Source organism: Arthrobacter sp. YD2 (assembly GCF_030410475.1).
Classification (GTDB): domain Bacteria; phylum Actinomycetota; class Actinomycetes; order Actinomycetales; family Micrococcaceae; genus Arthrobacter_B; species Arthrobacter_B zhangbolii.
Genome location: NZ_JAUHHB010000002.1, coordinates 925,885 through 948,669, shown reverse-complemented (window position 1 = coordinate 948,669; position 22,785 = coordinate 925,885). Strand labels below are relative to the sequence as shown.

Below are 22,785 nucleotides of genomic sequence, written 5' to 3'. Positions count from 1 at the left end.
CGCAGGGCGGCGCCGCCGGTCAGAATTCCAGTGCAGGTCAAACCCGAAACGACAAAAGGTGATAGGCTCGAACTCCGTGGTGCAGCGATCAAATTCCAGGTTTCCCAAGTCGTCTTCTACGACCAAACACATCTTCGTCACCGGTGGCGTGGCGTCCTCACTCGGTAAGGGACTGACAGCGTCAAGTCTCGGCCATTTGTTGAGGTCGCGCGGCATAGCGGTGACCATGCAGAAGCTCGATCCCTACTTGAATGTGGATCCGGGCACAATGAACCCCTTCCAGCACGGCGAGGTCTTCGTGACCGATGACGGTGCCGAGACGGACCTCGACATTGGACACTACGAGCGGTTCCTTGATGAGAGCCTCGACGGTTCTGCCAACGTGACCACCGGACAGGTGTACTCCACCGTTATTGCCAAGGAACGCCGCGGCGAATACCTCGGCGACACGGTGCAGGTCATCCCGCACATCACCGACGAGATCAAGCGCCGCATGCGCCTGCCCTCCGAGGCGAAGAAGACCCCCGACGTCATCATCACCGAAATCGGCGGCACTGTCGGCGACATCGAGTCCCAGCCGTTCCTCGAGGCAGCCCGCCAGGTGCGCCAGGACATCGGCCGCAACAACGTCTTTTTCCTGCACGTGTCCCTGGTGCCGTACATCGGCCCGTCCCAGGAACTGAAGACCAAGCCGACGCAGCACTCCGTGGCTGCCCTGCGCTCCATCGGCATCCAGCCGGACGCCATCGTCATCCGCTCGGACCGCCCGGTGCCGGATGCCATGCGCAACAAGATTGGCCGCATGTGCGACGTCGACGTTGACGCAGTGATCGGCTGCCCGGATGCCCCGAGCATCTACGACATCCCCAAGACCCTTCACTCCCAGGGCCTGGACGCGTACATCGTCCAGCACCTGGACCTGAAGTTCAAGGACGTCAACTGGACCAAGTGGGACCGCCTGCTTGAAGCCGTGCACAACCCCAAGCACCACGTGGATATTGCCCTGGTGGGCAAGTACGTGGACCTGCCGGACGCCTACCTTTCCGTGACCGAAGCGCTGCGCGCCGGCGGTTTCGCGAACAAGGCCAAGGTCAACATCCGCTGGGTTCCCTCCGATGACTGCGACACCCCCGAAGGTGCCGCGAAGGCGCTGGCCGGCGCCGACGCCATCTGTGTGCCCGGCGGCTTCGGCATCCGCGGCCTCGAAGGCAAGCTCGGCGCCCTGACCTATGCCCGGGAGAACAAACTCCCGACGCTGGGCCTGTGCCTTGGCCTGCAGTGCATGGTCATTGAATACGCCCGCAACGTGGTGGGCCTTGAGGGTGCCTCCTCGTCCGAGTTCGAACCGGATACGCAGTACCCGGTTATCGCCACGATGGCCGAGCAGAAGGACATTGTTGCCGGCGGCGGCGACATGGGCGGCACCATGCGCCTGGGCCTCTGGGACGCCAAGCTGGAACCGGAGTCCGTGGTTGCCAAGACCTACGGCAAGACGGAGGTGGCCGAACGTCACCGCCACCGCTACGAGGTCAACAACCAGTACCGTGACCAGATCGCCGACGCCGGCCTGGTGTTCTCCGGAACCACCACCGACGGCGGCCTGGTGGAGTTCGTCGAGCTTCCCGCCGACGTCCACCCGTACTACGTCTCCACGCAGGCTCACCCGGAGCTCAGCTCCCGCCCGACGCGTCCGCACCCGCTCTTCGCCGGACTCGTCAAGGCTGCCCTGGCCCACCAGAAAGCCAAGGCCTAGCACCATGACAGGGACGCAGGGGTTCGCTGACGAACAAAGCCCGCGGCGGCTGCTGGCATCGGAAACGGTGTACAGCGGTCAGGTGTGGGACGTGGTCAAGGAGAAGTTCACCCTGACCGACGACGGCGAGCCCCTCGTCCGTGACTACATCACCCACCCCGGCGCCGTGGCCATCCTGGCCATGAATGACGCCGGCCAGGTGCTGCTGATCAACCAGTACCGGCATCCGGTGAGGATGACCCTGTGGGAAATTCCGGCCGGCCTGCTGGACGTGGACGGCGAGGACTTCCAGGTCGGCGCCGCCCGCGAACTGGCGGAGGAAGCAGACCTGGTGGCTTCGGAATGGCAGGTCCTGACCGATCTGTTCCTCTCGCCGGGTTCCTCCCGCGAGGCATTGCGGATCTACCTGGCCCGCGGTATTTCCGAAGTCCCGGCTGCGGAGCGTCACACCAGGACCCACGAGGAAGCCGAGATCAAGGCCGAATGGGTGGACCTGGATGATGCCGTGCAGGCAGCCCTGCAGGGGAGAATGCACAGCCCCTCTGCCGTCGCCGCGGTCCTTGCAGCCGCCGTCGCACGCGGCAACGGTTTCCGGGATCTGCGTCCGGCCGACGCACCGTGGCCCGAGCACCACTCGCAGCACTCCACCTGGCCCAACGGCCCGGTTCGCTAGCTAGGAACCAAGCATGACCACCGCTGACGCCTCACCGGGGAACAGCAACGACACCGTAGCCATCAACCTGAGCGGGTCCCTGAACCCCACACTCAAACTGGATCTGGATTCCGAAGCTGCCCGGCGCCTGCGGGACGCTGATCTGGCCGAGCTGGACCGCACCGGTCCCTCCAACGCATCCCGCACGGCAGCGCCCGCAGACGATGCGGGACCGGCCGGGGAACCCAAGACCCGGACCGGCGCCGCCCAGGCGGGTAATACCCCGGCCAAGGCGCCTGCCAGGTCGCGTGCCGCTACGTCGCACTCGGCTGCCGAAGAGCTCCGCTCCACCCCGGCCGGCCGGGCCATCGGAGCCTACCTGCAGCACATGGCCGTGGAACGCGGCCTGGCGGTCAATACGCTGGACGCCTACCGCCGCGACCTGCTGCGTTACGCCCGCTTCCTGGCCGCGAGGGGAGTGGAGGACATTACCCGTATTTCGCGGCACGATGTCACGGCCTTCGCCCAGTCCATCTCCGAAGGATCCGACGGTGCGTCTGCACTGAGCGTGCGCTCGGCGGCCCGGACCATTGTTGCGGTGCGCGGACTGCACCGCTTCTGGGCGCTGGAAGGAATGACCGCCGCCGATCCTGCGTCCGATGTGCATCCGCCCATGCCGGGCAAACGCCTGCCCAAGGCCATCAGCGTCAGCGAAGTCACGCGCATCCTCGAAGCCGTCTCGCTGGACACCCCGTCCGGCCTGCGCGACCGTGCCCTGCTCGAGTTCCTGTACTCGACCGGTGCCCGCATCAGTGAAGCCGTGGGCCTGGACGTGGATGACCTGTCCCTGGAACGGATTCCGGCGAAGGGTCCGGACGTGGTGCGGCTTTTCGGCAAGGGGTCCAAGGAACGCCTGGTCCCACTGGGTTCCTATGCTGCCCGGGCGCTGGATGACTATCTGGTGCGCGGCCGGCCCGCGGCCTCGGCCAAGGGCAAAGGCACTCCGGCGCTCTTCCTCAACGCCAGAGGCGGCAGGCTGTCCCGGCAGAGTGCCTGGACCATTCTTAAAAACGCCGCTGAGAAGGCCAACATCGGCCGTGACGTCTCGCCGCACACCCTCCGCCACTCCTTCGCGACGCACCTGCTCGAAGGCGGTGCCGACGTCCGCGTGGTCCAGGAACTGCTGGGGCATGCCTCGGTCACGACCACGCAGGTCTACACCCTGGTCACCGCAGAGACCCTGCGCGAGGTCTACGCCGCAGCCCACCCCCGGGCACTGTGATGCCTGCGGGCGGGGTGCCGGCCTTCCGGGCGTCCCCGGTGGTCCTCTGTTTCCTGTTCCGGACCACACAGGACGGTCCGCAGGTCCTGATGGGCCTGAAGAAGACCGGCTTCGGCCTCGGCCGGGTTGTCACCCTTGGCGGACACATCGAGGCGGGGGAGACTCCCGAACAGGCAGCAATCCGCGAGGTGGAGGAAGAGTCCGGCGTCGTCGTCGCCGAAGCGGACCTGCAACGGGCCGGCACCATCGAATGGATCTTCCCCGCCGCACCGGCCCTGGACATGTCCACCGTCCTGTTTCGGGCACAGCGCTGGGAGGGCGATCCTGTGGAGACGGAGGAGATCCGCCCGGCCTGGTATCCGGCGGGGGAGATGCCCTATGCCAGGATGTGGCCGGACTCCGCCCACTGGATGCCCCGCCTGCTGGCCGGCGAATACTTCGACGCCGTCGTCACCATCGCCGACGACAACGTCAATGTCGCAAGCATCGTTTTTTCCTAGCTGCGGCCAGCAAACCCAGTGATAGGACGGGGGCTCCGGACGGCACAAAGGCCTGGACGGGTCGCCGGGCGAGGGCACGGCAGACGCAAAAGGGGGCCCGGATAAGGCGGCTTTAATATTCCCTGCGAGCTCTGCGAGCAGGGAATTTCGTTGCCGCCGTTCCGGACCCCCGATGCCGGGACGAAAGTGAACCCTACGGCAGGTGCCGCTCCTCGGCTCCGTTGTACTCGCTCAGCGGACGGATCAGGGAGTTGGCTTCAAGCTGCTCCATGATGTGCGCCGTCCACCCGGTAATCCGCGCCGCAACAAACAGCGGCGTGAACGTGGGCGTATCAAAGCCCATCAGGTGGTAGGCCGGGCCTGCCGGGTAGTCCAGGTTCGGCAGGATGTTCTTGCGCTCACCCATGGCCGATTCCAGCGCCGTGTACAGGTCCCCCAGGTCAGGGCGGTCATAGTGTTTGACCATGTTGTCCAGGGATGCCTTCATGGTCGGCACCCGGGAATCGCCGTTCTTGTAGACCCGGTGGCCGAAGCCCATGATCTTCTTCTTCTGTTCCAGCGCCTCGTCCAGCCACGCTGCAGCGTGGGCCGCGACGTCGCCGTCGCCCGCACTCTGCGCGATTTCCTCGAACGTGTGCATCACGGCTTCGTTGGCGCCGCCGTGCAGCGGGCCCTTCAGCGCACCGATGGCTCCGGTGACTGCCGAGTGCAGGTCCGAGAGCGTGGAGGTGATGACACGCCCGGTGAAGGTGGACGCGTTGAAGGAGTGCTCTGCGTACAGGATCATCGAGACGTTGAAGGCCTCCACCACCTCGGGGGCGGCTTCCTCACCGAACGTCATCCAGAGGAAGTTCGCCGAGTAGCCCAGGTCATCCCGGGGCTCCACGACGTCCTGGCCGCGGCGGCGGCGCTGGTCATAGGCGACGACGGCGGGCATGGCCGCGAACAGGCCCACGGCCTTGTCCATGTTGGCCTGTACCGATGAATCCTCGGCCAGCTCATGCGAGGCGCCCAGGACGGAGGCCGCGGTGCGGCAGACGTCCATCGGGTGACAGGTGACCGGCAGCGCGTCGATGACGGCCTTCAGCTCGGGGGTGAGGGCACGCTGGGCGCGTTCCCGGTCGGTGAACTCGGCCAGTTCCGCCTCGGTGGGCAGCTCGCCGTTCCAGAGCAGGTAGGCCACTTCTTCGAAGCTGCACCGGGCGGCGAGCTCCTGGACCGGATAGCCGCGGTAGAGCAGGGAGTTGGTCTCTGGGTTGACCTTGGAGATGCGGGTGGTGTCTACGAGTACCCCCGCCAGGCCCTTGTGGATCTGGGGATCTGTCATTGGTGCTGACTCCTTCGTCGTGCGGTTAATGCCTGGCCGGGTCTAGTGGGTGCCCGGAACCTGGAAGTTGAAAACGGACGTGTCGAAGTGGTTGTACGCCTCATAATCCACCAGATCGTACAAACGTGCACGTGTGAGCATGTTGGGCACATCGGACTCCTGCGTGCCGTGCGCCTTGATGGTTTCCAGTGTCCGCTCGGCCGCACCCATGGCGCTGCGCAGCAGCGTGACGGGGTAGATCACCATGTTCACGCCCACGGACGAGAGCTCCTCGTAGGTGAACAGCTCGCTCTTGCCGAACTCCGTCATGTTGGCCAGGATCGGCACGTCGACGGCGGCGCGGATGGCCGCGAATTCCTCGAGGGACTTCATCGCTTCGGGGAAGATGGCATCGGCGCCGGCCTCCACCAGCGCCCGGGCGCGGTCCTGGGCGGCTTCGAGTCCGTCCACGGCGCGGATGTCCGTGCGGGCCATGATCAGGAAGTTCGGGTCCCGGCGCGCGTCCGCGGCGGCACGGATGCGCTTGACCGCGGTTTCGGTGTCCACCACGTTCTTGCCGTCCAGGTGGCCGCAGCGCTTGGGGTTGAACTGGTCCTCGATGTGGCAGCCCGCCAGGCCGGCGTTCTCGAGTTCCTGGATGGTGCGTGCCACGTTCATCGGCTCGCCGAAGCCGGTGTCGGCGTCGACGATGGCCGGCAGGTCGGTCATCCGGGCGATCTGCCCGGCACGCGTGGCCACCTCGGTGAGGGTGGTCAGCCCGATGTCCGGCAGGCCCAGGTCATTGGCCAGGACGGCGCCGGAAATGTAGACGCCGTGGAAGCCCTTTTCCTCGATCAGGCGGGCCGAGAGCGGGTTGAAGGCGCCCGGGAACTGCTGCAGGGTGCCGGAGGCCAGTCCTTCACGGAAGGCAATCCGCTTGGCTTCGGGGGTTACGGAGGAGTACAGCATTTAGAAGAGTCCCTTCGGTGCGGCGGCCGGGGTGATGACGCCGTCGGCGGCGGTGATGTTCAGCTGGTCCAGCTCGCCGGCGGCCAGCTCGGGCAGGCGCTGCACGGTGGCCAGGAAGCGCTCGATCTCTTCCTCGGACACCAGGCCGCGGGCCAGGGTGCGGAACTTGTTGATGTACTGCTCACGGGCAAACGGCTTGGCGCCCAGCGGGTGGGCGTCTGCAACGGCAATTTCGTCGGTGATCACGGTGCCGTCGGTCAGCACGATGGTGACCTTGCCGCCGAAGGCCTTCTCGCTGATGTCCAGCGAGTGGTAGCGGCGGGTCCACTCCGGATCCTCCACCGTGGTGACCTTGTGCCACAGTTCCACGGTGTCCGGCCGGCCGGCGCGTTCGGGGGAGTAGGAATCCACGTGGTGCCAGGATCCGTCCTGCAGGGCCACGGTGAAGATGTACGGGATGGAGTGGTCCAGGGTTTCGCGCGAGGCGGTGGGATCGTACTTCTGCGGATCGTTCGCGCCGGAGCCAATGACGTAGTGGGTGTGGTGCGAGGTGGCGATCAGGACGCTCTCCACGTTGGCCGGATCGGCGGCTTCGGGGTGTTCGCCGTGGATCTTGCGGGCCAGGTCAATCCAGGCCTGGGCCTGGTACTCCGCAGAGTGTTCCTTGGTGTACGTGTCCAGGATGGCGCGCTTGGCTTCGCCTTCCTCGGGCAGCGGAACCTCGTAGGCGGCGTCGGGTCCGTCCAGCATCCAGGCGATGACGCCGTCTTCACCTTCATAGATGGGCGTGGGGGAAGTCTGGCCGCGCATTGCACGGTCCACTGCCTCGACGGCCATCTTGCCGGCGAAGGCCGGAGCGTGGGCCTTCCAGGTGGAGATCTCGCCCTTGCGGGACTGGCGCGTGGCGGTGGTGGTGTGCAGGGCCTGGCCCACGGCCTGGAAGATGGTGTCGACGTCGAGCCCCAGCAGCGTGCCGATGCCGGCGGCCGCGGAGGGGCCGAGGTGGGCCACATGGTCGATCTTGTGCTTGTGCAGGCAAATGGCCTTGGCCAGGTTGACCTGGATTTCGTAGCCGGTGGCGATGCCGCGGACCAGGTCCTTGCCGGAGGCCCCGGTGTGCTGGGCGACGGCGAGGACCGGCGGGATGTTGTCGCCGGGGTGGGAGTACTCGGCGGCCAGGAAGGTGTCATGGTAGTCGAGTTCACGCACGGCCACGCCGTTGGCCCAGGCGGCCCACTCGGGGCTGGTCTTGGCGAGCACACCGAAGACGGAGGCGCCCTTGCCGTGCGCCGAGGGGGAGAAGGAGAGGGCCTGGGCGCGGGCGGCGACAATGGGACCGCGGTTCAGGGATGCCACGGCTACGGAAGCGTTATCGATGATGCGGTTGATGACCATATCCGTGACGTCGGCGGTGACATCCACGGGGTCGGCGGCAACCCGGGCAATTTTGTAGGCGAGCTGATCCTCACGGGCCAGCTTCTCGTCGCTGCGGTAGACGCGCACTTTATGCAGGTTCACGGTGTGTCCTTATCTCAGGGGTGGTGATCTCAGGGGAACCGGTCCGGGCGGACCGAAGATGGTTGAGGCTTTTATGCAGGTGGACGGCGACGGCGGCAGCCGCCAGCTCCGGGTTGCCGGAGGCCACGGCGTCGGCGATGGTGGCATGCTCGCCGGCGGTTTCGAACAGCCGCTCCGGGTTGTCCTTGGCCAGCCGGCGGACACGGGCCAGATGCAGCCGCACGTTGCCCAGCGCCTGGGTCAGATAGGCATTGGCGGCGGCCGCGTCGATGGCGGCATCCAGTTCGGCCACCAGCGAGTAGTAGCCGGTGCGGTCGCCGTCGGCCGAACCGATCACTTCCCCGGCGGAGCGGAAACGGGACGCCAGCGCGTGGAAGGCCGGCGCCGGTCCGCGGACCGCGGCGAGTGCCGCTGCCTTGCATTCCAGCGCCTGCCGCAGCTCGAACAGGTCCGCAACGGTATCCAGCGATATGCCGGTAACCACGACGCCGCGTCCGCTGTGCGGGGCCGCCAGGCCGTCCGCGGTGAGACGGCTGAGTGCTTCGCGCAGGGGCGTGCGGGAGACGCCCAGCCGGGCGGACTGTTCCACTTCGCCCAGCACGGTGCCCGGCGGCAGCTCCCAATTGACAATGTCCTGGCGCAAGGCGGCATAAGCACGGTCACTGGCCCGCATGGTGCGCCTCCTCACGTCTGATACCTGCGTCACGTTCACCACAGTGTATACATGAGAGCGCAATTTACGTATCCGGGCTCACAAAGTGCAGTCTGGATCCCGGCTGTGTATACAGATGCCTTTCCGAATGAAGCCGTCCCGGCCCGGACCGGCACGGTCTTGCGCCGTCACTGCCGCGCCGCTAGTAGCATGGCGCGTACCGCAGCGGATCGAGGAGGATTCATGGCAGAGCGCGACACCTACGCCCGGACCTACGCCCGGAGCACGGCAGACCCCGAAGGCTTCTGGCTGGAGGCGGCGTCCATGGTGGACTGGGACGTTCCGCCTGCGCTCGCACTCGAGTCCTCTGCCGCGCCCCTGTATGCGTGGTTCCCGGACGGGCGGCTGAACACCAGCTACAACGCCCTGGACCGGCATGTGGCGGCCGGCCGCGGGGATGCCGACGCACTGATCTACGATTCGGCCATGCTGGGGGTGCAGCGGACCTATTCCTACCGTGAGCTGCTGGCCGAGGTGGAAACCTTCGCCGGTGTGCTGCGCGGACTCGGGGTGGAGGCGGGGGACCGGGTGATCATTTACCTGCCCATGATTCCCGAAGCGGTGATTGCCATGCTGGCCACCGCCCGGCTGGGTGCGGTGCACTCCGTGGTGTTCGGCGGATTCGCACCGCGGGAGCTGGCGGCACGGATTGACGACGCCGGCCCGAAGGTCATCGTGACTGCCAGCGGCGGGGTGGAGCCCAAGCGCAGGGTGGAGTACCTGCCGGCCGTGGCCGAGGCGCTGGAGACAGCCGGGCACCGGGTGGACGCCGTCGTCGTTGCCGAACGCAAGGGGTTCAGCTCGTCCCGCGCCGACTTCAACGGCGCGGGCGGAGCCTCCTGGCAGGACTGGGCGGAACTTGCCGCTGCCGCCGAACCGGCCGGACCGGTCTCCGTGGCCGCCGGTGACCCGCTGTACATCCTTTACACCTCCGGCACCACGGGATCACCCAAGGGAGTGGTGCGGGATAACGGTTCCCACGCCGTGGCCATGGCCTGGTCGATGAGCAACATCTACGGCGTCGGCCCGGGGCAGGTGATGTGGACGGCGTCGGACGTCGGCTGGGTGGTGGGCCACTCCTACATTGTCTATGCGCCGCTGATCGCCGGGGCAGCGACGGTCCTGTATGAGGGCAAACCGGTGGGAACCCCTGACGCCGGCGCTTTCTGGCGGGTTGCCGCCGAGCATGGAGTGGACGTGCTGTTCACCGCCCCTACCGCCCTCCGTGCGATCCGCAAGGCCGACCCGGACGCCGTCGAACCCGGCCGGTACGACCTGTCCCGGCTGCGGCACCTGTTTTCCGCCGGCGAGCGCCTGGACCCGGCCACCTTGGAGTGGGCGGGCGCCGCGCTGGATGTTCCGGTCATTGACCACTGGTGGCAGACCGAAACCGGCTGGGCTATCTGCGCCAACCCCGTGGGCCTGGATGAGCTGCCGGTCAAACCGGGCTCACCCACCGTCCCGGTTCCCGGTTTCACCGTCCGCATCCTGGACGGCGCCGGCGCCGAGGTGCCGCCGGGAACGGAAGGGAACATTGCCCTGCGCCTGCCGCTGCCCCCGGGCACGCTGCGCACGCTGTGGGGCAGTGATGAGCGGTACCGGAACGCCTACTTGGAGGTCTTTGAGGGGTATTACGCCACGGGGGACTCCGGCTATCTGGATGAGGACGGCTACCTCTACGTGATGGGCCGCACGGATGACGTCATCAACGTCTCCGGACACCGCCTCTCCACCGGCGCCATGGAGGAAGCGGTGGGCTCCCATCCCGCAGTCGCCGAGTGTGCGGTGATCGGGGTCGCGGACCCGCTCAAGGGCCAGCGTCCCTGCGCCTACGTGGTGCTCAAGAGTGGCGCCGAGACGGACGCGGCGCAGCTGCAGCGCGAACTCGTGGAACGTGTGCGCTCGCGGATCGGGGCGGTGGCGGACTTCAAAGAGGTCCAAGTGGTGGATGCCCTGCCAAAGACCCGCTCCGGAAAGGTGCTGCGCAAAACCATGCGCCAGATTGCTGACGGGGTCCCGCACACCGTCCCCTCCACCATCGAGGATCCGGCAGTGATCGAGGCCCTGACGCCGTTGCTGCGGCCGGGCGGATCCCGGGGGTAACGTCGCCGGTTACCGCCGCCAGCTGTATTCAAGTTCCGGGCGGCCGCGAGTGCCGTACCTCGGGGCACGCAGCACGGCACCCTGATCGGCCAGGTGCTCCAGATAGCGCCGGGCGGTAATCCGGGACATTTCCAGCTGCACTGCCACCTCCGTGGCGGACAGAGGGGACGGGGCACGCTTCAGCAGGTCACCGACGGCGGCCAGTGTTTCTCCCGAGAGGCCCTTGGGCAGTACGGCTGCCACAGCCGGCCGGAGCGCGGCAAAGGCACTGTCCACTTCGCTCTGGGTGGTGGCGGTTGCCTGCTCTCCCATCCGGCGCCGGTACTCGGCATAGGTGGTGAGCTTGGTGCTGAACGCAGAGAAGGTAAACGGTTTGATCAGGTATCCGACGATCCCGCCGGACATGGCACTGCGCACTACGGCCAGATCCCGGACGGCGGTGATGGCAATGACGTCAACGGGCAGCCCCGCGCCCCGGATCCGCCGCAGCAGGTCCAGCCCGTGCAGATCGGGCAGGTTCATATCCAGCAGCACCAGGTCAATACCCGGTTCCTCCGCCATCCGACCCGCGTCCTTGAGCATATTCAGCGCCTCCGTGCCGGTACGCGCGATCCCCGCGAGCCGGAACCCGGGGATGCGCCGGACGTACTCGGCATGGGCCTCGGCCGGGATCTGCTCATCTTCCACCACCAGGACGCCGATGGGGGACTGCGTCACCGTCACGGGGCCACATCCGTCAGGGCCGCCGGCGTTTGCTTCGGGGCGGGAACGGGCAGCTGCACACTGAAGCAGGCGCCGGGTTCCGATAAAACGCGGATATCACCGTCCAGGCGGGTCACCGCCTGCCGGACCAGCGCAAGTCCTATGCCCCGTCCTGCCAGTGCACGGCCGTCGCCGGGCTCCTTGGTGCTGAACCCCTGTTCGAATATATGTTCGAGTATGGTGGGCGCGACGCCGGGCCCGTCATCCTGCACTTCGATCAGCACGTGGGTTTCCTCGGTATCCAGAAGCAGGGAAACGGACCCGTCCGCGGCATCAAAGGCGTTATCCAGCAGATTTCCGATGATGGTCACCAGTTCCACGGGTTCCACGCCGCCGCCGGTGAACCGGCCGCACGTCTGCGTCACCTCGATGTGCAGGTCAATGCCGCGCTCGCGGGCCTGGGCGGCCTTGCCCATCAGCAGGGCCGTGACAGCCGGCTCTTCGACACCCGCCAGGACCTCGTCATTGAGCTGCTGGGACTGCTCCAGGTCGGCAGTGGCAAACCGGACCGCTTCCCCGGACCGGCCCAGCTCAATGAGCGAGACAAGGGTATGCACCCGGTTGGCGTGTTCGTGGGTCTGCGCACTGAGGGCATCCGCCAGGGTGCGCAGGGATGCCAGCTCGCCGGTCAGTGATTCGACGTCCGTATGGTCACGCAGTGTGGTCACCGTGCCGTAGCGGCGGCGCTGCGGGGCTGCGGAGACGGCAGCGGACTGGTTGACCACCAGGACGCGCTCGCCGGTGAGGTGGATTTCCTCCCGCGCGTCCCGCCCTGAACGAAGCAGTTCCGTCAGCGGTCCCGGAAGGGGAGGGAGCTGCTGCGGCCCGGATCCGCCGGGCGGCAGGCCCAGGAGTCCGGCAGCCTCGTCGTTGTACAGCACCAGCTGCCCCCGGTTGTTGTGCAGCAGCAGTCCGTCACGGACCGAGTGCAGGGCGGAGTCGTAAAAAGTGAACATATGGGCCAGTTCGCCGGGGCGCAGGTCATGGGTAACCCGGCGCAGGTAGCGGCTGAGCAGGTACGCGGCCACCGCTCCGACCGCCAGGGCCAGGGCATCGATGGCGAACAGTTCGGGCAGGCGGGCATCGCGGGCAATGCCCACGCGGTCCACGGTGATGCCGGCAGCCACAAGGGCAATGATGTTCCCGTCGTCATCCCGTACCGGTGTAATGGCGCGGACCGACGGCCCCAGGGTGCCGGTGTAGGTTTCGGTGAAGCTCTCGCCGGCGAGCGCCTGGTCCACTGAGCCGATGTAGGGCTTGCCTATCTGGTCGGGATTCCGGTGCGTAAGCCGGGTGCGGTCCGTGTCCATGATGGTCACGAAATCCACGCCTACCCGGTCCATGACATCCCGGGCGTACACCTGCAGGACCTCGGGCTCGGACGATTCGACGGCGGTGCGCACGGTGCCGCTTGCGGCTACGGTGCCTGCAACCGCCAGCATCCGCTGACCGGTCTCCGCATACGTGTTTTCTTCGGCCTGGTTGTACAGCCCCCAGCCGATGCCGCCGGAGACGCAGAGGATGAATGCCAGCTGCGCCAGCAGGAAGCGGCGGGCCAGGCTCCACTGATGCACGTTCGTCCTTACGTCTGCCGGAAATGGGTATTAGTTGGGAAATCTGTCGAGAACAGTATGAACACAAGGGTGACTGTGGTCACACAGGGGCAGAAGATGGGAGCCGATCAAAAGCAACTAGGAGTACCGCCATGGCAGCTGCCGCTTCCCCGGCCGCCGGTTCACAGAAGAGCCGCCGGCCGGACAGAACACATTTCCTTTACATCGCCGTCATCGCGGCGGTGGTGCTCGGTGCCGTCATCGGCCTGGCCGCACCCGAGTTCGCCAAGTCCCTGAAACCGCTCGGGACCGGGTTCATCAGCCTCATCAAGATGATGATCGCCCCGGTCATCTTCTGCACCATTGTCCTAGGCATCGGTTCAATCGCCAAAGCAGCCACGGTTGGCAAGGTCGGCGGCCTGGCGCTGGGCTACTTCATCATCATGTCCACCTTCGCCCTGGCCATCGGCCTGGTGGTGGGAAACTTCATCCATCCGGGTGAGGGCCTGGATATCGCCGCGTCCTCGGATGCCGCGCCGGCCGCCGCGGAAGACGAAGAGGGAATGACGGGCTTCCTGCTCAGCATTATTCCCACCACGCTGCTGGCTTCCCTGACCGGTGAAAGCATCCTGCAGACCCTCTTTGTTGCCCTGCTCGTGGGCTTCGCGCTGCAGAAGATGGGCACCGCCGGCGCCCCCGTGCTCAAGGGCATCGGCTACATCCAGGCACTCGTGTTCCGGATCCTCATGATGATCATGTGGCTGGCACCGATCGGTGCGTTCGGCGCCATTGCCGCCGTCGTCGGCGAGACCGGCATTCAGGCCATTGTCAGCATGGCCACCCTGATGGTCGCCTTCTACCTCACCTGCATCCTCTTCATCGTGGTGGTCCTGGGCAGCATCCTGAAGCTGGTCACCGGCGTGAACATTTTCAAGCTCATGCGCTACCTCGGCCGCGAATACCTGCTGATCTTCTCCACGTCCTCCTCCGAGGTGGCACTGCCCCGCCTGATCGCCAAGATGGAGCACCTGGGTATCTCCAAGCCGGTGGTGGGAGTGACGGTTCCCACCGGCTACTCCTTCAACCTGGACGGCACGGCCATCTACCTGACCATGGCGGCACTTTTTGTTGCCTCAGCCATGGGCAAGCCGCTGGAGCTCGGTGAGCAGATCTCGCTGCTGGTCTTTATGATCATTGCGTCCAAGGGTGCCGCCGGGGTTACCGGCGCTGGCCTGGCCACCCTGGCCGGCGGGCTGCAGTCGCACCGCCCCGACCTCATCGACGGCGTAGGCCTGATCGTGGGCATCGACCGGTTTATGTCCGAGGCCCGTGCACTGACCAACTTCACCGGCAATGCCGTTGCCACCGTGCTGATCGGCACCTGGACCAAGGAAATCGACAAGGAACAGGTCACCGCAGTGCTGGACCGCGAGCGTCCCTTCGACGAGGCCAGCATGAACATCGATGCAGGCACCGACGAGCCGCGCGAGACAGAAGAGTCCCGTGAACTGGCCGAAACCGTTCCCGGCCCTGCCGGAAGCGCGCCGGCTGCCCCCCGGCACTGACGCCCATCTGCCTACGAACGCCCCGCCCCGGTATATCCGGGGCGGGGCGTTTTGCTGTGCCGTGCTCTTTCGCGCTGCCCGCGCGCCCCGGACCGACTGCCCGTGAAACCGGCATAATGGGCGTGTCCGGCACGGGAGGAAGATCATGACGGCTCTTGGCCCCTATCTGCGGCGCGGATCGCTCAATGCCTCGGCGCAGCCGTCCCTGGCCGCCGACGGGCTGGTCCTGCGGCCCTGGACCGTGGATGACGCCGCGGTACTGGTCACCGCCTACAGCCAGCCGGAAATAGCCTTTTACAACCGCCGCACCATGGATGGCGAAGCCGAAGCGCGGGGATGGATCACCAGCTGGTCCGCCCGTTGGCAGGACGAATCCGGGGCAAACTGGGCCGTGTGCAGCGGCGGCGGAGACGTTGTGGGCCGTGTGGCGCTGAGCCGCCTCAACCTGTACGAAGGCGAGGGCGAGCTCGGGTATTGGGTGATGGAAGCGGAGCGGGGAAAAGGTGTGGCGGCCCGCGCCGTGGAAGCGCTTAGCCAATGGAGTTTCAGCGCCCTGGGGCTGAAACGGCTTCAGCTGTCCCACTCGGTCCGCAATGAGGCGTCCTGTGCGGTGGCACGGAAGGCCGGTTATGCCTTGGAGGGGATCCGGCGCAGCGGACTGCGGCACCAGGACGGCTGGCATGACATGCACCTTCACGCTGCGGTGAACCCGCAAGGTTCGAGTTCTACTTGAGCGTCAAGGCTCGCCGGTGTTCGGGGCGACGATTCACGGTATGGCCGTGGCCCGGCTGTAACCTTGACACAGACAGCCCGCAGGACAGCTAGATACGGAAGCGTGGATTTATACGTGAGCAGCGATCAGAGTTCGTCGACTCTGCAGGACGCAACCGCAACCGATACGGCGATGGGTCCCACCGGACGTCCCGTCACGGAATTCCCGGAACCTCCCGTCCTCACCTCACATGGCCCTGCGCGGATCATCGCGATGGTGAACCAGAAGGGCGGGGTCGGCAAGACCACCTCCACCATCAACCTCGGGGCCGCGCTGGCCGAGGCCGGCCGCCGCGTTCTGCTGGTGGACTTTGACCCGCAGGGAGCCCTGTCCGCGGGTCTCGGAGCCAACCCCCACGAGCTGGATCTCACCGTCTACAACGTGCTGATGGACCGCAAGGTGGATATCCGCGAGGCCATCCATGAAACCGCGATCGAAAACATCCACCTGCTGCCGGCCAACATTGACCTGTCCGCGGCAGAGGTCCAGCTGGTGAACGAAGTGGCCCGCGAGCAGGTGCTCGAACGTGCGCTTCGCCGCGTGAGTGACGAGTACGACGTCATCCTCATCGACTGCCAGCCCTCCCTGGGCCTGCTTACCGTCAACGCACTGACCGCGGCGCACGGCGTGATCATTCCGCTGATCTGCGAATTCTTCGCCCTCCGCGCGGTTGCGCTGCTGGTGGAGACCATTGAAAAGGTGCAGGACCGCCTCAACCCGGGCCTGCAGGTGGACGGTGTCCTGGCCACCATGTATGACGCCCGCACCCTGCACAGCCGCGAGGTCATTTCCCGGCTGGTGGAAGCCTTCGGTGACAAGGTCTTCGAAACGGTCATCAAGCGGACCATCAAGTTTGCCGACGCCACCGTGGCCGCCGAGCCGATCACCTCCTACGCAGGGAACCACCCGGGCGCCGACTCGTACCGCCGTCTGGCCAAGGAACTGATTGCCCGCGGCGGCGCGCCCTAAGCCGGCCGGGCCTGCTGCCGCGCCCGACGACGCTCCGCAGCAGAGGGCGTCCGAACGAGGTGGCTTTGAAGTACGCCTGACAAACTTCACCGGGCCCTTCGATGTGCTGCTGGGGCTGATCTCCAAGCACGAGCTGGACATCACCGAGATAGCCCTCGCCGCGGTCACGGATGAGTTCCTGGGCTACATCCGCGAGCTTTTCGGCACCGGCCCGGAGGTGGCGCTGGACGAGGCGAGCGAATTCCTCGTCATCGCAGCCACGCTTCTGGACCTCAAGGCTGCGCGCCTGCTGCCGGCCGGAGATGTCGAAGACGAAGAAGACGTTGCCCTGCTCGAGGCCCGCGACCTGCTCTTCGCTCGCCTGCTGCAGTACAAGGCGTTTCGGGAAATGGCGCGGTTGATGGGGGAGCGGCTCACCGAGGAAGCCAGGCGCTTCCCCCGTCAGGTAAGCCTGGAACCCCGTTTTGCGGCCATGCTGCCCGAACTGATCTGGCGCACCACACCGCAGCAGTTCGCCGAGCTTGCCGCCCGTGCCCTCCAGCCCCGGGACGAGCAGCCCCCAACGGTGGGCCTGGATCATCTGCACGCGCCTAAAACCAGCGTCCGGGAGCAGAGCCGCATCCTGGCCGGCAGGCTGTTTGACCAGGGCGCGGCTACGTTTGCCGAGCTGGTCTCGGATGCCGACGGGCCTGTGGCGGTGGCCCGGTTCCTGGCGCTGCTGGAGCTGTTCCGGGACGGAGCGGTCAGCTTTGACCAGGATGCTCCGCTGGGAGAGCTGCGGATCACCTGGACCGGCGGAGACCCGGAATCCGCGGTTGCCTTGGTTCCGGCTGATGAATACGCCGGCACCGGCGAGAGCAGTGCCGGTAGTGAAAGGATTCTGACATGACGGCAGAGCAGCATGATTCGGCAGCACGCACCGTTCCCGGCGACGCCCCGGACGGGGCTGCGCTGCCCGGCGGAGTGAAGCCGGCGGTGGAAGCGGTGCTGATGGTGGTGGACGAACCGGTGGCGCCTGCTGAACTGGCCGCGGTGCTCGAGGTGCCGGAGGCTGAGGTGCTCCGGGCACTGGAGGAACTGCGCCGTGAGTATGACGGCTATACTGGGGATGGACCCGAGGGCGCACCGCGTGGTTTTGAACTCCGCGATGTTGCAGGCGGATGGCGGATTTTTTCCCGCGCTGACTATGCGCCCGTTGTGTCGAAGTTTGTACTGGAAGGCCAGAGTGCACGGCTGTCGCAGGCCGCACTGGAAACATTGGCGGTTATTGCCTATCGGCAGCCCGTCTCCCGGGCCCGGGTCTCCGCGATCCGGGGAGTAAACGTCGATTCGGTGGTCCGCACGCTGGTACAGCGTGGATTGATCGTCGATGCCGGCACCGAACCGGAAACCGGTTCGCTGCTGTACCGCACTACGCCGTACTTCCTGGAACGGCTCGGTCTGGGCAGCCTCGACGAACTTCCGCAGATTGCACCGCACCTGCCCGGGCTGGAAAACCTGGCCGAATATGAAGACACTACTTATTAACCGCTACACCCAAAGGACTTACTCATGACACCAGCACCCCGTTCCGGATCCGGCCGCAATACCCCGCGCGGCGGCGGACGCAGTGCCGGTGGTCCCGCCGGCGGCAAGGGCTTCGGCCGCGGCTCCAAGCCCGCTTCGCCGCGCTCCGGCGGCCCCCGCTCCGCCTCCGGCCTGAAAAAGGGCGAAGAGCGCGCCAACGGCTACCGTCCCGCACCCGAGGTGCGGCCCGAGAAGTTCAAGTCCGACGCCGTAAAGGCCTTCGGCCCGACGCCCGGCAAATCTGCCCCCAAGTCCGGTGCGCCGAAGTCCGGTGCGGGTGCCCGTTCCGGCGGTGCCAAGTCCGGTGCCGGCAAGTTCGGCGGCCCCCAGGCCGGTCAGCGCAAGAGCGGTGACCGTGCCTTCCGCAACGAGCGATTCGGCCAGAACCTGGGCCCGGTCCGCCGTTCCACCACGCGGCGTCCCGCCGCACCGGTAATCTCCGAGCACCACAACCCCGAGGGCATCCGCCTGCAGAAGGTAATGGCCAGCGCCGGCGTCGCCTCCCGCCGCGTGTGCGAGGAAATGATCGCGGAAGGCCGCGTGGAGGTGGACGGCGAAGTCGTCACCGAGCTTGGCGTCCGCGTTGATCCCGCCACGGTGGCCATCCATGTGGACGGCATGCGCCTGCAGCTGGACGAAAACCTGAAGTACTACGTCTTCAACAAGCCCCGCGGCGTCATCTCCACCATGGAGGATCCCGAAGGCCGTCCCTGCATCAGCGATTACCTGAAGCCCAGCAGCAAGCATGAGCGCCTCTTCCATGTGGGCCGCCTGGACAACGAGACCGAGGGTCTGCTGCTGCTGACCAATGACGGCGAGCTCACCAACCGTCTGACCCACCCGTCCTTCGAGGTGCCCAAGACGTACCTGGTCCAGGTCCGCGGCCCGATGGGGCAGGGCGTGGGAGCCCAGATGCGCGAAGGCATCGAGCTGGAGGACGGTTTCCAGAAGGTGGACTCCTTCAAACTGGTCGACTCCACGCCCGGGCACATCCTGGTAGAGGTGGTACTGCACTCGGGCCGTAACCGTATTGTCCGCCGGCTGTTCGACGCCGTCGGGCACCCGGTGGAGCGCCTGGTCCGCACCAAGATCGGCCCGATCAGCCTGGGGGACCAGCGTCAGGGCAGCATCCGCGTTCTCGGCCGCGGCGAGGTGGGACACCTGCTCGCTTCCGTAGGGCTCTAGGGACATGGCCGACGCCGCTGACGGGGGCACACACCTGTCCGGATCCGTACTGATTATCGGTACGGGACTGCTGGGCACGAGCATCGGCCTGGGGCTCCGTGCCCGGGACCTCGACGTTGTCCTCTCGGACCTCTCGCCCTCCACTGAAGCCGTTGCCCGGGACATTGGCGCCGGGCGCCTGCTGCGTTCCGTAGAGGCCGCCTTTGCGCCCTCTCTCGTAGTGGTTGCCGCTCCGCCGGATGTCACCGCTTCGCTGGCTGCGGCCGCGTTGAAGGACTGGCCTGACGCCGTCGTTGTTGATATTGCGAGTGTGAAGTCTGCTGTGCTGACCGATCTGCGCTCCAGCGGCGCGGACCTGAGCCGTTACGTTGGCACCCATCCCATGGCCGGCCGGGAGAAATCCGGGCCGGTGGCTGCACGGGCTGAACTGTTCAACGGGATGCCGTGGGTTATCTGCGCGCCGGAGGAAGCAACCCCGAATGCGGTGCGCAGGGCCGAGGCCATGGCCTATGACCTGGGAGCCGTAGTGTCGCGGATGTCGGCGGAGGACCATGATGCCTCCGTGGCGCTGACCTCGCACCTGCCCCAGGTGATGGCGTCCCTGGTCGCCAGCCGGCTGCAGGAAACCCCCTCGCAGTCCCTGGCCCTGTCCGGCAACGGCCTGCGGGACGTGACCCGGATAGCGGCCAGCGATCCAAACCTGTGGGTGCAGATCCTCAGCGGCAACGCCGGGCGGCTGGTACCCATCCTGCACGGCGTGCGGGAGGACCTGAACCGGCTGATCCGCACGCTGGAGGATCCGGTGGCGGACGGTGCCCGGCTGGACATGGCGCAGCTCATCGCCGAGGGCAACGTGGGCCAGGCCCGGATTCCGGGCAAGCACGGCGGGCCGGCCCAGTCCTTTGTCTCCTTCACGGTCCTGGTGGATGACACCCCGGGTCAGATTGCCCGCCTCCTTACCGAGATTGGGGAGATCGGCGTCAACCTGGAGGATCTGCGGCTGGAGCATTCCTCCGGTCGGCAGGTGGGGCGGGCGGAAATCTCCGTGCTCCCCGGCCGGGTAAATGATCTGGTTTCTGAATTAAGCGCCCGCGGGTGGAAGGTAGTGCAGTGAGTTCGAATATTGATCCGGCCCAGTTCCGGCAGGGCAAGCCCCTGGTGGTGGCCATTGACGGCCCGTCCGGCTCCGGCAAGTCCAGCATCAGCCGTGAAGTGGCCCGCCGGCTGCACGCCGCCTACCTCGACACCGGTGCCATGTACCGCGCCGTCACGCTCTCCTGCATGGAAGCGGGTATCGACCTGACCGACTCCGTGGCTGTGGAAGCCGCTGCGGAGACAGCCGATATTGCCCTGAGCATGTCCCCGAACGAGGAATGGGTCCGGGTCAGCGGCCGTGACGTCACTGACGCCATCCGCGAACCCTCGGTCTCCTCCTCCGTCAGCGCCGTGGCCACGACGCTGGGCGCCAGGGCCGAACTGGTCCGCCGCCAGCAGCAGCTGATCCGGGACTCCGGTCTGCGGATTGTGGCCGAAGGCCGCGACATTACCACTGTGGTGGCACCCCACGCCGAAGTGCGCATCCTCCTCACCGCCAGCGAGGAAGCCCGGCTCCGCCGTCGCGGCATCCAGCTCGGGGGGACCCAGAGCGCGGCTGCACTGAAGGAACAGGTGCTGGTCCGCGACGCCAAGGATTCCACGGTGGTGGATTTCCAGCAGGCAGCCGACGGCGTCACCACCATCGACTCCTCGGACCTGGATTTCGAAGAGACGGTCGCGGCCGTGCTCGACGTCGTTTTCAGCAGCACCCACTAACACCGACGCCGGGAACCCCGGCAGCACCCGCGGGCTCCGGCCCGTGTTTCAATGGGAGGTGGGTCCCTGCGGCAATGCCGCACGGATCTTCCCCTGCACTTACCGGGCTGAACGTCCGGAGACGGCCTGTATGCACAGTGCTGCAGACCTCAACGGAAAGAAAGCAATTCTATGAACGGCAAACCTCTCAACGACGACACCGCCGGTGACGGGACCTCCACGGATGAATACATCCCCGTAGGAGAAGACTCGATCAACGAGCGCCTGGCGGCAATGGACGACGACGAGGCGGAGATCCGCGCCCGCTCCCTCCGGGCCGGCCTTGAGGACTACGAACTCGACGAGGAAGACGCCGCCCTGCTTGCCGGCGGCTTTGAGGAATACGACGAAGACGCGCCCCTGCGCCAGGATCCGGTCGTAGCCATTGTGGGACGGCCGAATGTCGGCAAGTCCACGCTGGTCAACCGCATCCTGGGCCGCCGCGAAGCGGTGGTGGAAGATACTCCGGGCGTTACCCGTGACCGGGTGTCCTACCCGGCGACCTGGAACGGCGTGAACTTCACCCTGGTGGACACGGGCGGCTGGGAGCATGATGCCCGCGGCATCCACGCCCGGGTGGCGGACCAGGCCGAGATCGCCGTCGACCACGCCGACGCCGTCATGCTGGTGGTGGATGCAACAGTAGGCATCACCGCCACCGATGAAGCCGTGGTGCGGATGCTGCGCGGCAAGAAGAAGCCGGTCATTGTTGTTGCCAACAAGGTTGATGACATCCAGAACGAAGCCGACGCGTCTGCTCTCTGGGCACTGGGCTTCGGCGAACCGTACCCGGTCTCGGCCCTGCACGGCCGCGGCACGGGCGACATGCTTGATGCCGTGATGGACGTCCTGCCCGAGTACTCGGCCTACGGCGGATTGGACCGCTCCGGCGGTCCCCGCCGCATCGCCCTGATCGGACGCCCGAACGTGGGCAAGTCCTCGCTGCTGAACAAGCTGGCAGGCTCCGAACGCGTCGTCGTTGATGACCTGGCCGGGACCACCCGCGACCCGGTGGATGAAATGGTTGAACTCGGCGGGCGCACCTGGCGCTTCGTGGATACCGCCGGCATCCGCCGCCGCCAGCACATGGCCCAGGGTGCGGATTTCTATGCTTCGCTGCGTACGCAGGCTGCCCTGGAAAAGGCCGAGGTTGCCGTGGTGCTCCTGGCCGTCGATGAGGTCCTTAGCGAACAGGATGTCCGTATCCTGCAGCTGGCGATCGAATCCGGCCGCGCACTGGTCCTGGCCTTCAACAAGTGGGACCTGCTCGACGACGACCGCCGCCGCTACCTCAAGACGGAGATCGAGCGCGACCTGGCCCACGTGGAGTGGGCCCCGCACGTGAACATCTCGGCCAAGACCGGCTGGCACAAGGACAAGCTGGTGCCCGCACTGGACACCGCCCTGGAAAGCTGGGACAAGCGCATCCCCACCGGCAAGCTCAACGCCTTCCTGGGCGAGCTGGTGGCGGCGCACCCGCACCCTGTCCGCGGCGGCAAGCAGCCCCGTATCCTCTTCGGCACCCAGGCATCCTCCCGCCCGCCGAAGTTCGTCCTGTTCACCACAGGTTTCCTGGACCCGGGGTACCGCCGCTTCATTACCCGCCGCCTGCGCGAAACCTTCGGCTTCGAAGGAACACCCATTGAGGTGTCCATGCGTGTGCGCGAAAAGCGCGGCAAGAACAGCCGGCGCTAATTTCACCGCCGATACGGTAACGGGCTTTTCCCTAGGGGACAGGCCCGTTTCCGTATCCCGGGGAGTCTGGGC

20 protein-coding genes are annotated in these 22,785 nt (G+C 66.5%); 14 read left to right on the top strand and 6 right to left on the bottom strand.

Annotation, left to right across the window (positions count from 1 at the left end):
* Positions 1–58: 58 nt before the first annotated feature.
* The 4 genes from QWJ37_RS11020 to QWJ37_RS11005 all read left to right on the top strand — a co-directional run bounded on the left by QWJ37_RS11020 (position 59) and on the right by QWJ37_RS11005 (position 4,187).
* The gene (locus tag QWJ37_RS11020) at positions 59–1,753 is read left to right on the top strand and encodes a CTP synthase (protein ID WP_279326973.1); all 1,695 of its coding nucleotides are present in this window, start codon (positions 59–61) and stop codon (positions 1,751–1,753) included.
* Between the two features lie 4 nt (positions 1,754–1,757).
* A complete protein-coding gene (locus tag QWJ37_RS11015) occupies positions 1,758–2,426 on the top strand; it encodes an NUDIX hydrolase (protein ID WP_227902339.1) in 669 nt (222 codons plus the stop codon).
* A gap of 346 nt (positions 2,427–2,772) precedes the next feature.
* Positions 2,773–3,687, top strand: a complete 915-nt coding sequence (gene xerD / locus QWJ37_RS11010; protein ID WP_227902352.1) for a site-specific tyrosine recombinase XerD — start codon at positions 2,773–2,775, stop codon at positions 3,685–3,687.
* Positions 3,687–4,187, top strand: coding sequence for an NUDIX domain-containing protein (locus tag QWJ37_RS11005; protein WP_290245276.1), 501 nt, complete (start codon positions 3,687–3,689; stop codon positions 4,185–4,187). Before xerD ends, QWJ37_RS11005 begins: the two co-directional genes overlap by 1 nt.
* A 193-nt stretch (positions 4,188–4,380) precedes the next feature.
* Here QWJ37_RS11005 and QWJ37_RS11000 read toward each other — a convergent pair whose 3' ends face one another.
* The 4 genes from QWJ37_RS11000 to QWJ37_RS10985 are packed head-to-tail and all read right to left on the bottom strand — an operon-like array spanning position 4,381 to position 8,653.
* The gene (locus tag QWJ37_RS11000; protein WP_290245275.1) at positions 4,381–5,514 is read right to left on the bottom strand and encodes a bifunctional 2-methylcitrate synthase/citrate synthase; all 1,134 of its coding nucleotides are present in this window, start codon (positions 5,512–5,514) and stop codon (positions 4,381–4,383) included.
* A 42-nt stretch (positions 5,515–5,556) separates the two neighbouring features.
* On the bottom strand, positions 5,557–6,462 hold the full coding sequence (gene prpB, locus QWJ37_RS10995) for a methylisocitrate lyase (protein ID WP_227902336.1): 906 nt from the start codon (positions 6,460–6,462) through the stop codon (positions 5,557–5,559).
* Positions 6,463–7,980: an MmgE/PrpD family protein gene (locus QWJ37_RS10990; RefSeq protein WP_227902335.1), complete on the bottom strand. Its 1,518-nt coding sequence runs from the start codon at positions 7,978–7,980 to the stop codon at positions 6,463–6,465.
* Entirely contained in the window at positions 7,967–8,653 is a 687-nt protein-coding gene (locus tag QWJ37_RS10985; protein ID WP_227902351.1) for a GntR family transcriptional regulator, read from the bottom strand. The genes QWJ37_RS10990 and QWJ37_RS10985 overlap by 14 nt, the downstream gene beginning before the upstream one ends.
* A gap of 222 nt (positions 8,654–8,875) precedes the next feature.
* Here QWJ37_RS10985 and QWJ37_RS10980 point away from each other — a divergent pair, with 222 nt between their 5' ends.
* Complete coding sequence (locus QWJ37_RS10980) at positions 8,876–10,795, top strand: AMP-binding protein (protein ID WP_290245274.1); 1,920 nt, start codon at positions 8,876–8,878, stop codon at positions 10,793–10,795.
* A 9-nt stretch (positions 10,796–10,804) separates the two neighbouring features.
* On the opposite strand, the gene QWJ37_RS10975 is transcribed toward QWJ37_RS10980, so the two are convergent.
* A complete protein-coding gene (locus tag QWJ37_RS10975; protein WP_290245301.1) occupies positions 10,805–11,512 on the bottom strand; it encodes a response regulator in 708 nt (235 codons plus the stop codon).
* 2 nt (positions 11,513–11,514) lie between these two features.
* Positions 11,515–13,131 (bottom strand): sensor histidine kinase, encoded by a 1,617-nt coding sequence (locus QWJ37_RS10970; RefSeq protein WP_290245273.1) that lies wholly within the window; start codon positions 13,129–13,131, stop codon positions 11,515–11,517.
* 131 nt (positions 13,132–13,262) lie between these two features.
* On the opposite strand from QWJ37_RS10970, the gene QWJ37_RS10965 reads away from it, so the two are divergent.
* The 9 genes from QWJ37_RS10965 to der all read left to right on the top strand — a co-directional run bounded on the left by QWJ37_RS10965 (position 13,263) and on the right by der (position 22,713).
* Entirely contained in the window at positions 13,263–14,675 is a 1,413-nt protein-coding gene (locus QWJ37_RS10965; RefSeq protein ID WP_227902331.1) for a cation:dicarboxylase symporter family transporter, read from the top strand.
* 145 nt (positions 14,676–14,820) lie between these two features.
* Positions 14,821–15,408, top strand: a complete 588-nt coding sequence (locus QWJ37_RS10960) for a GNAT family N-acetyltransferase (protein ID WP_290245272.1) — start codon at positions 14,821–14,823, stop codon at positions 15,406–15,408.
* 114 nt (positions 15,409–15,522) lie between these two features.
* On the top strand, positions 15,523–16,416 hold the full coding sequence (locus QWJ37_RS10955; RefSeq protein WP_227902329.1) for an AAA family ATPase: 894 nt from the start codon (positions 15,523–15,525) through the stop codon (positions 16,414–16,416).
* Between the two features lie 76 nt (positions 16,417–16,492).
* Positions 16,493–17,305, top strand: a complete 813-nt coding sequence (locus QWJ37_RS10950; RefSeq protein ID WP_227902350.1) for a segregation/condensation protein A — start codon at positions 16,493–16,495, stop codon at positions 17,303–17,305.
* The gene (gene scpB / locus QWJ37_RS10945; protein ID WP_227902328.1) at positions 17,302–17,943 is read left to right on the top strand and encodes an SMC-Scp complex subunit ScpB; all 642 of its coding nucleotides are present in this window, start codon (positions 17,302–17,304) and stop codon (positions 17,941–17,943) included. The genes QWJ37_RS10950 and scpB overlap by 4 nt, the downstream gene beginning before the upstream one ends.
* Positions 17,944–17,967: 24 nt before the next feature.
* A complete protein-coding gene (locus QWJ37_RS10940) occupies positions 17,968–19,167 on the top strand; it encodes a pseudouridine synthase (RefSeq protein ID WP_227902327.1) in 1,200 nt (399 codons plus the stop codon).
* Positions 19,168–19,171: 4 nt separating this feature from the next.
* The gene (locus QWJ37_RS10935; protein ID WP_290245271.1) at positions 19,172–20,281 is read left to right on the top strand and encodes a prephenate dehydrogenase; all 1,110 of its coding nucleotides are present in this window, start codon (positions 19,172–19,174) and stop codon (positions 20,279–20,281) included.
* On the top strand, positions 20,278–20,979 hold the full coding sequence (gene cmk / locus QWJ37_RS10930) for a (d)CMP kinase (RefSeq protein ID WP_227902325.1): 702 nt from the start codon (positions 20,278–20,280) through the stop codon (positions 20,977–20,979). Before QWJ37_RS10935 ends, cmk begins: the two co-directional genes overlap by 4 nt.
* A gap of 171 nt (positions 20,980–21,150) precedes the next feature.
* Positions 21,151–22,713 carry a ribosome biogenesis GTPase Der gene (gene der, locus QWJ37_RS10925; RefSeq protein ID WP_227902324.1) on the top strand — a complete coding sequence of 521 codons (1,563 nt, stop codon included), beginning with the start codon at positions 21,151–21,153 and terminating at the stop codon, positions 22,711–22,713.
* Positions 22,714–22,785 lie beyond the last annotated feature (72 nt).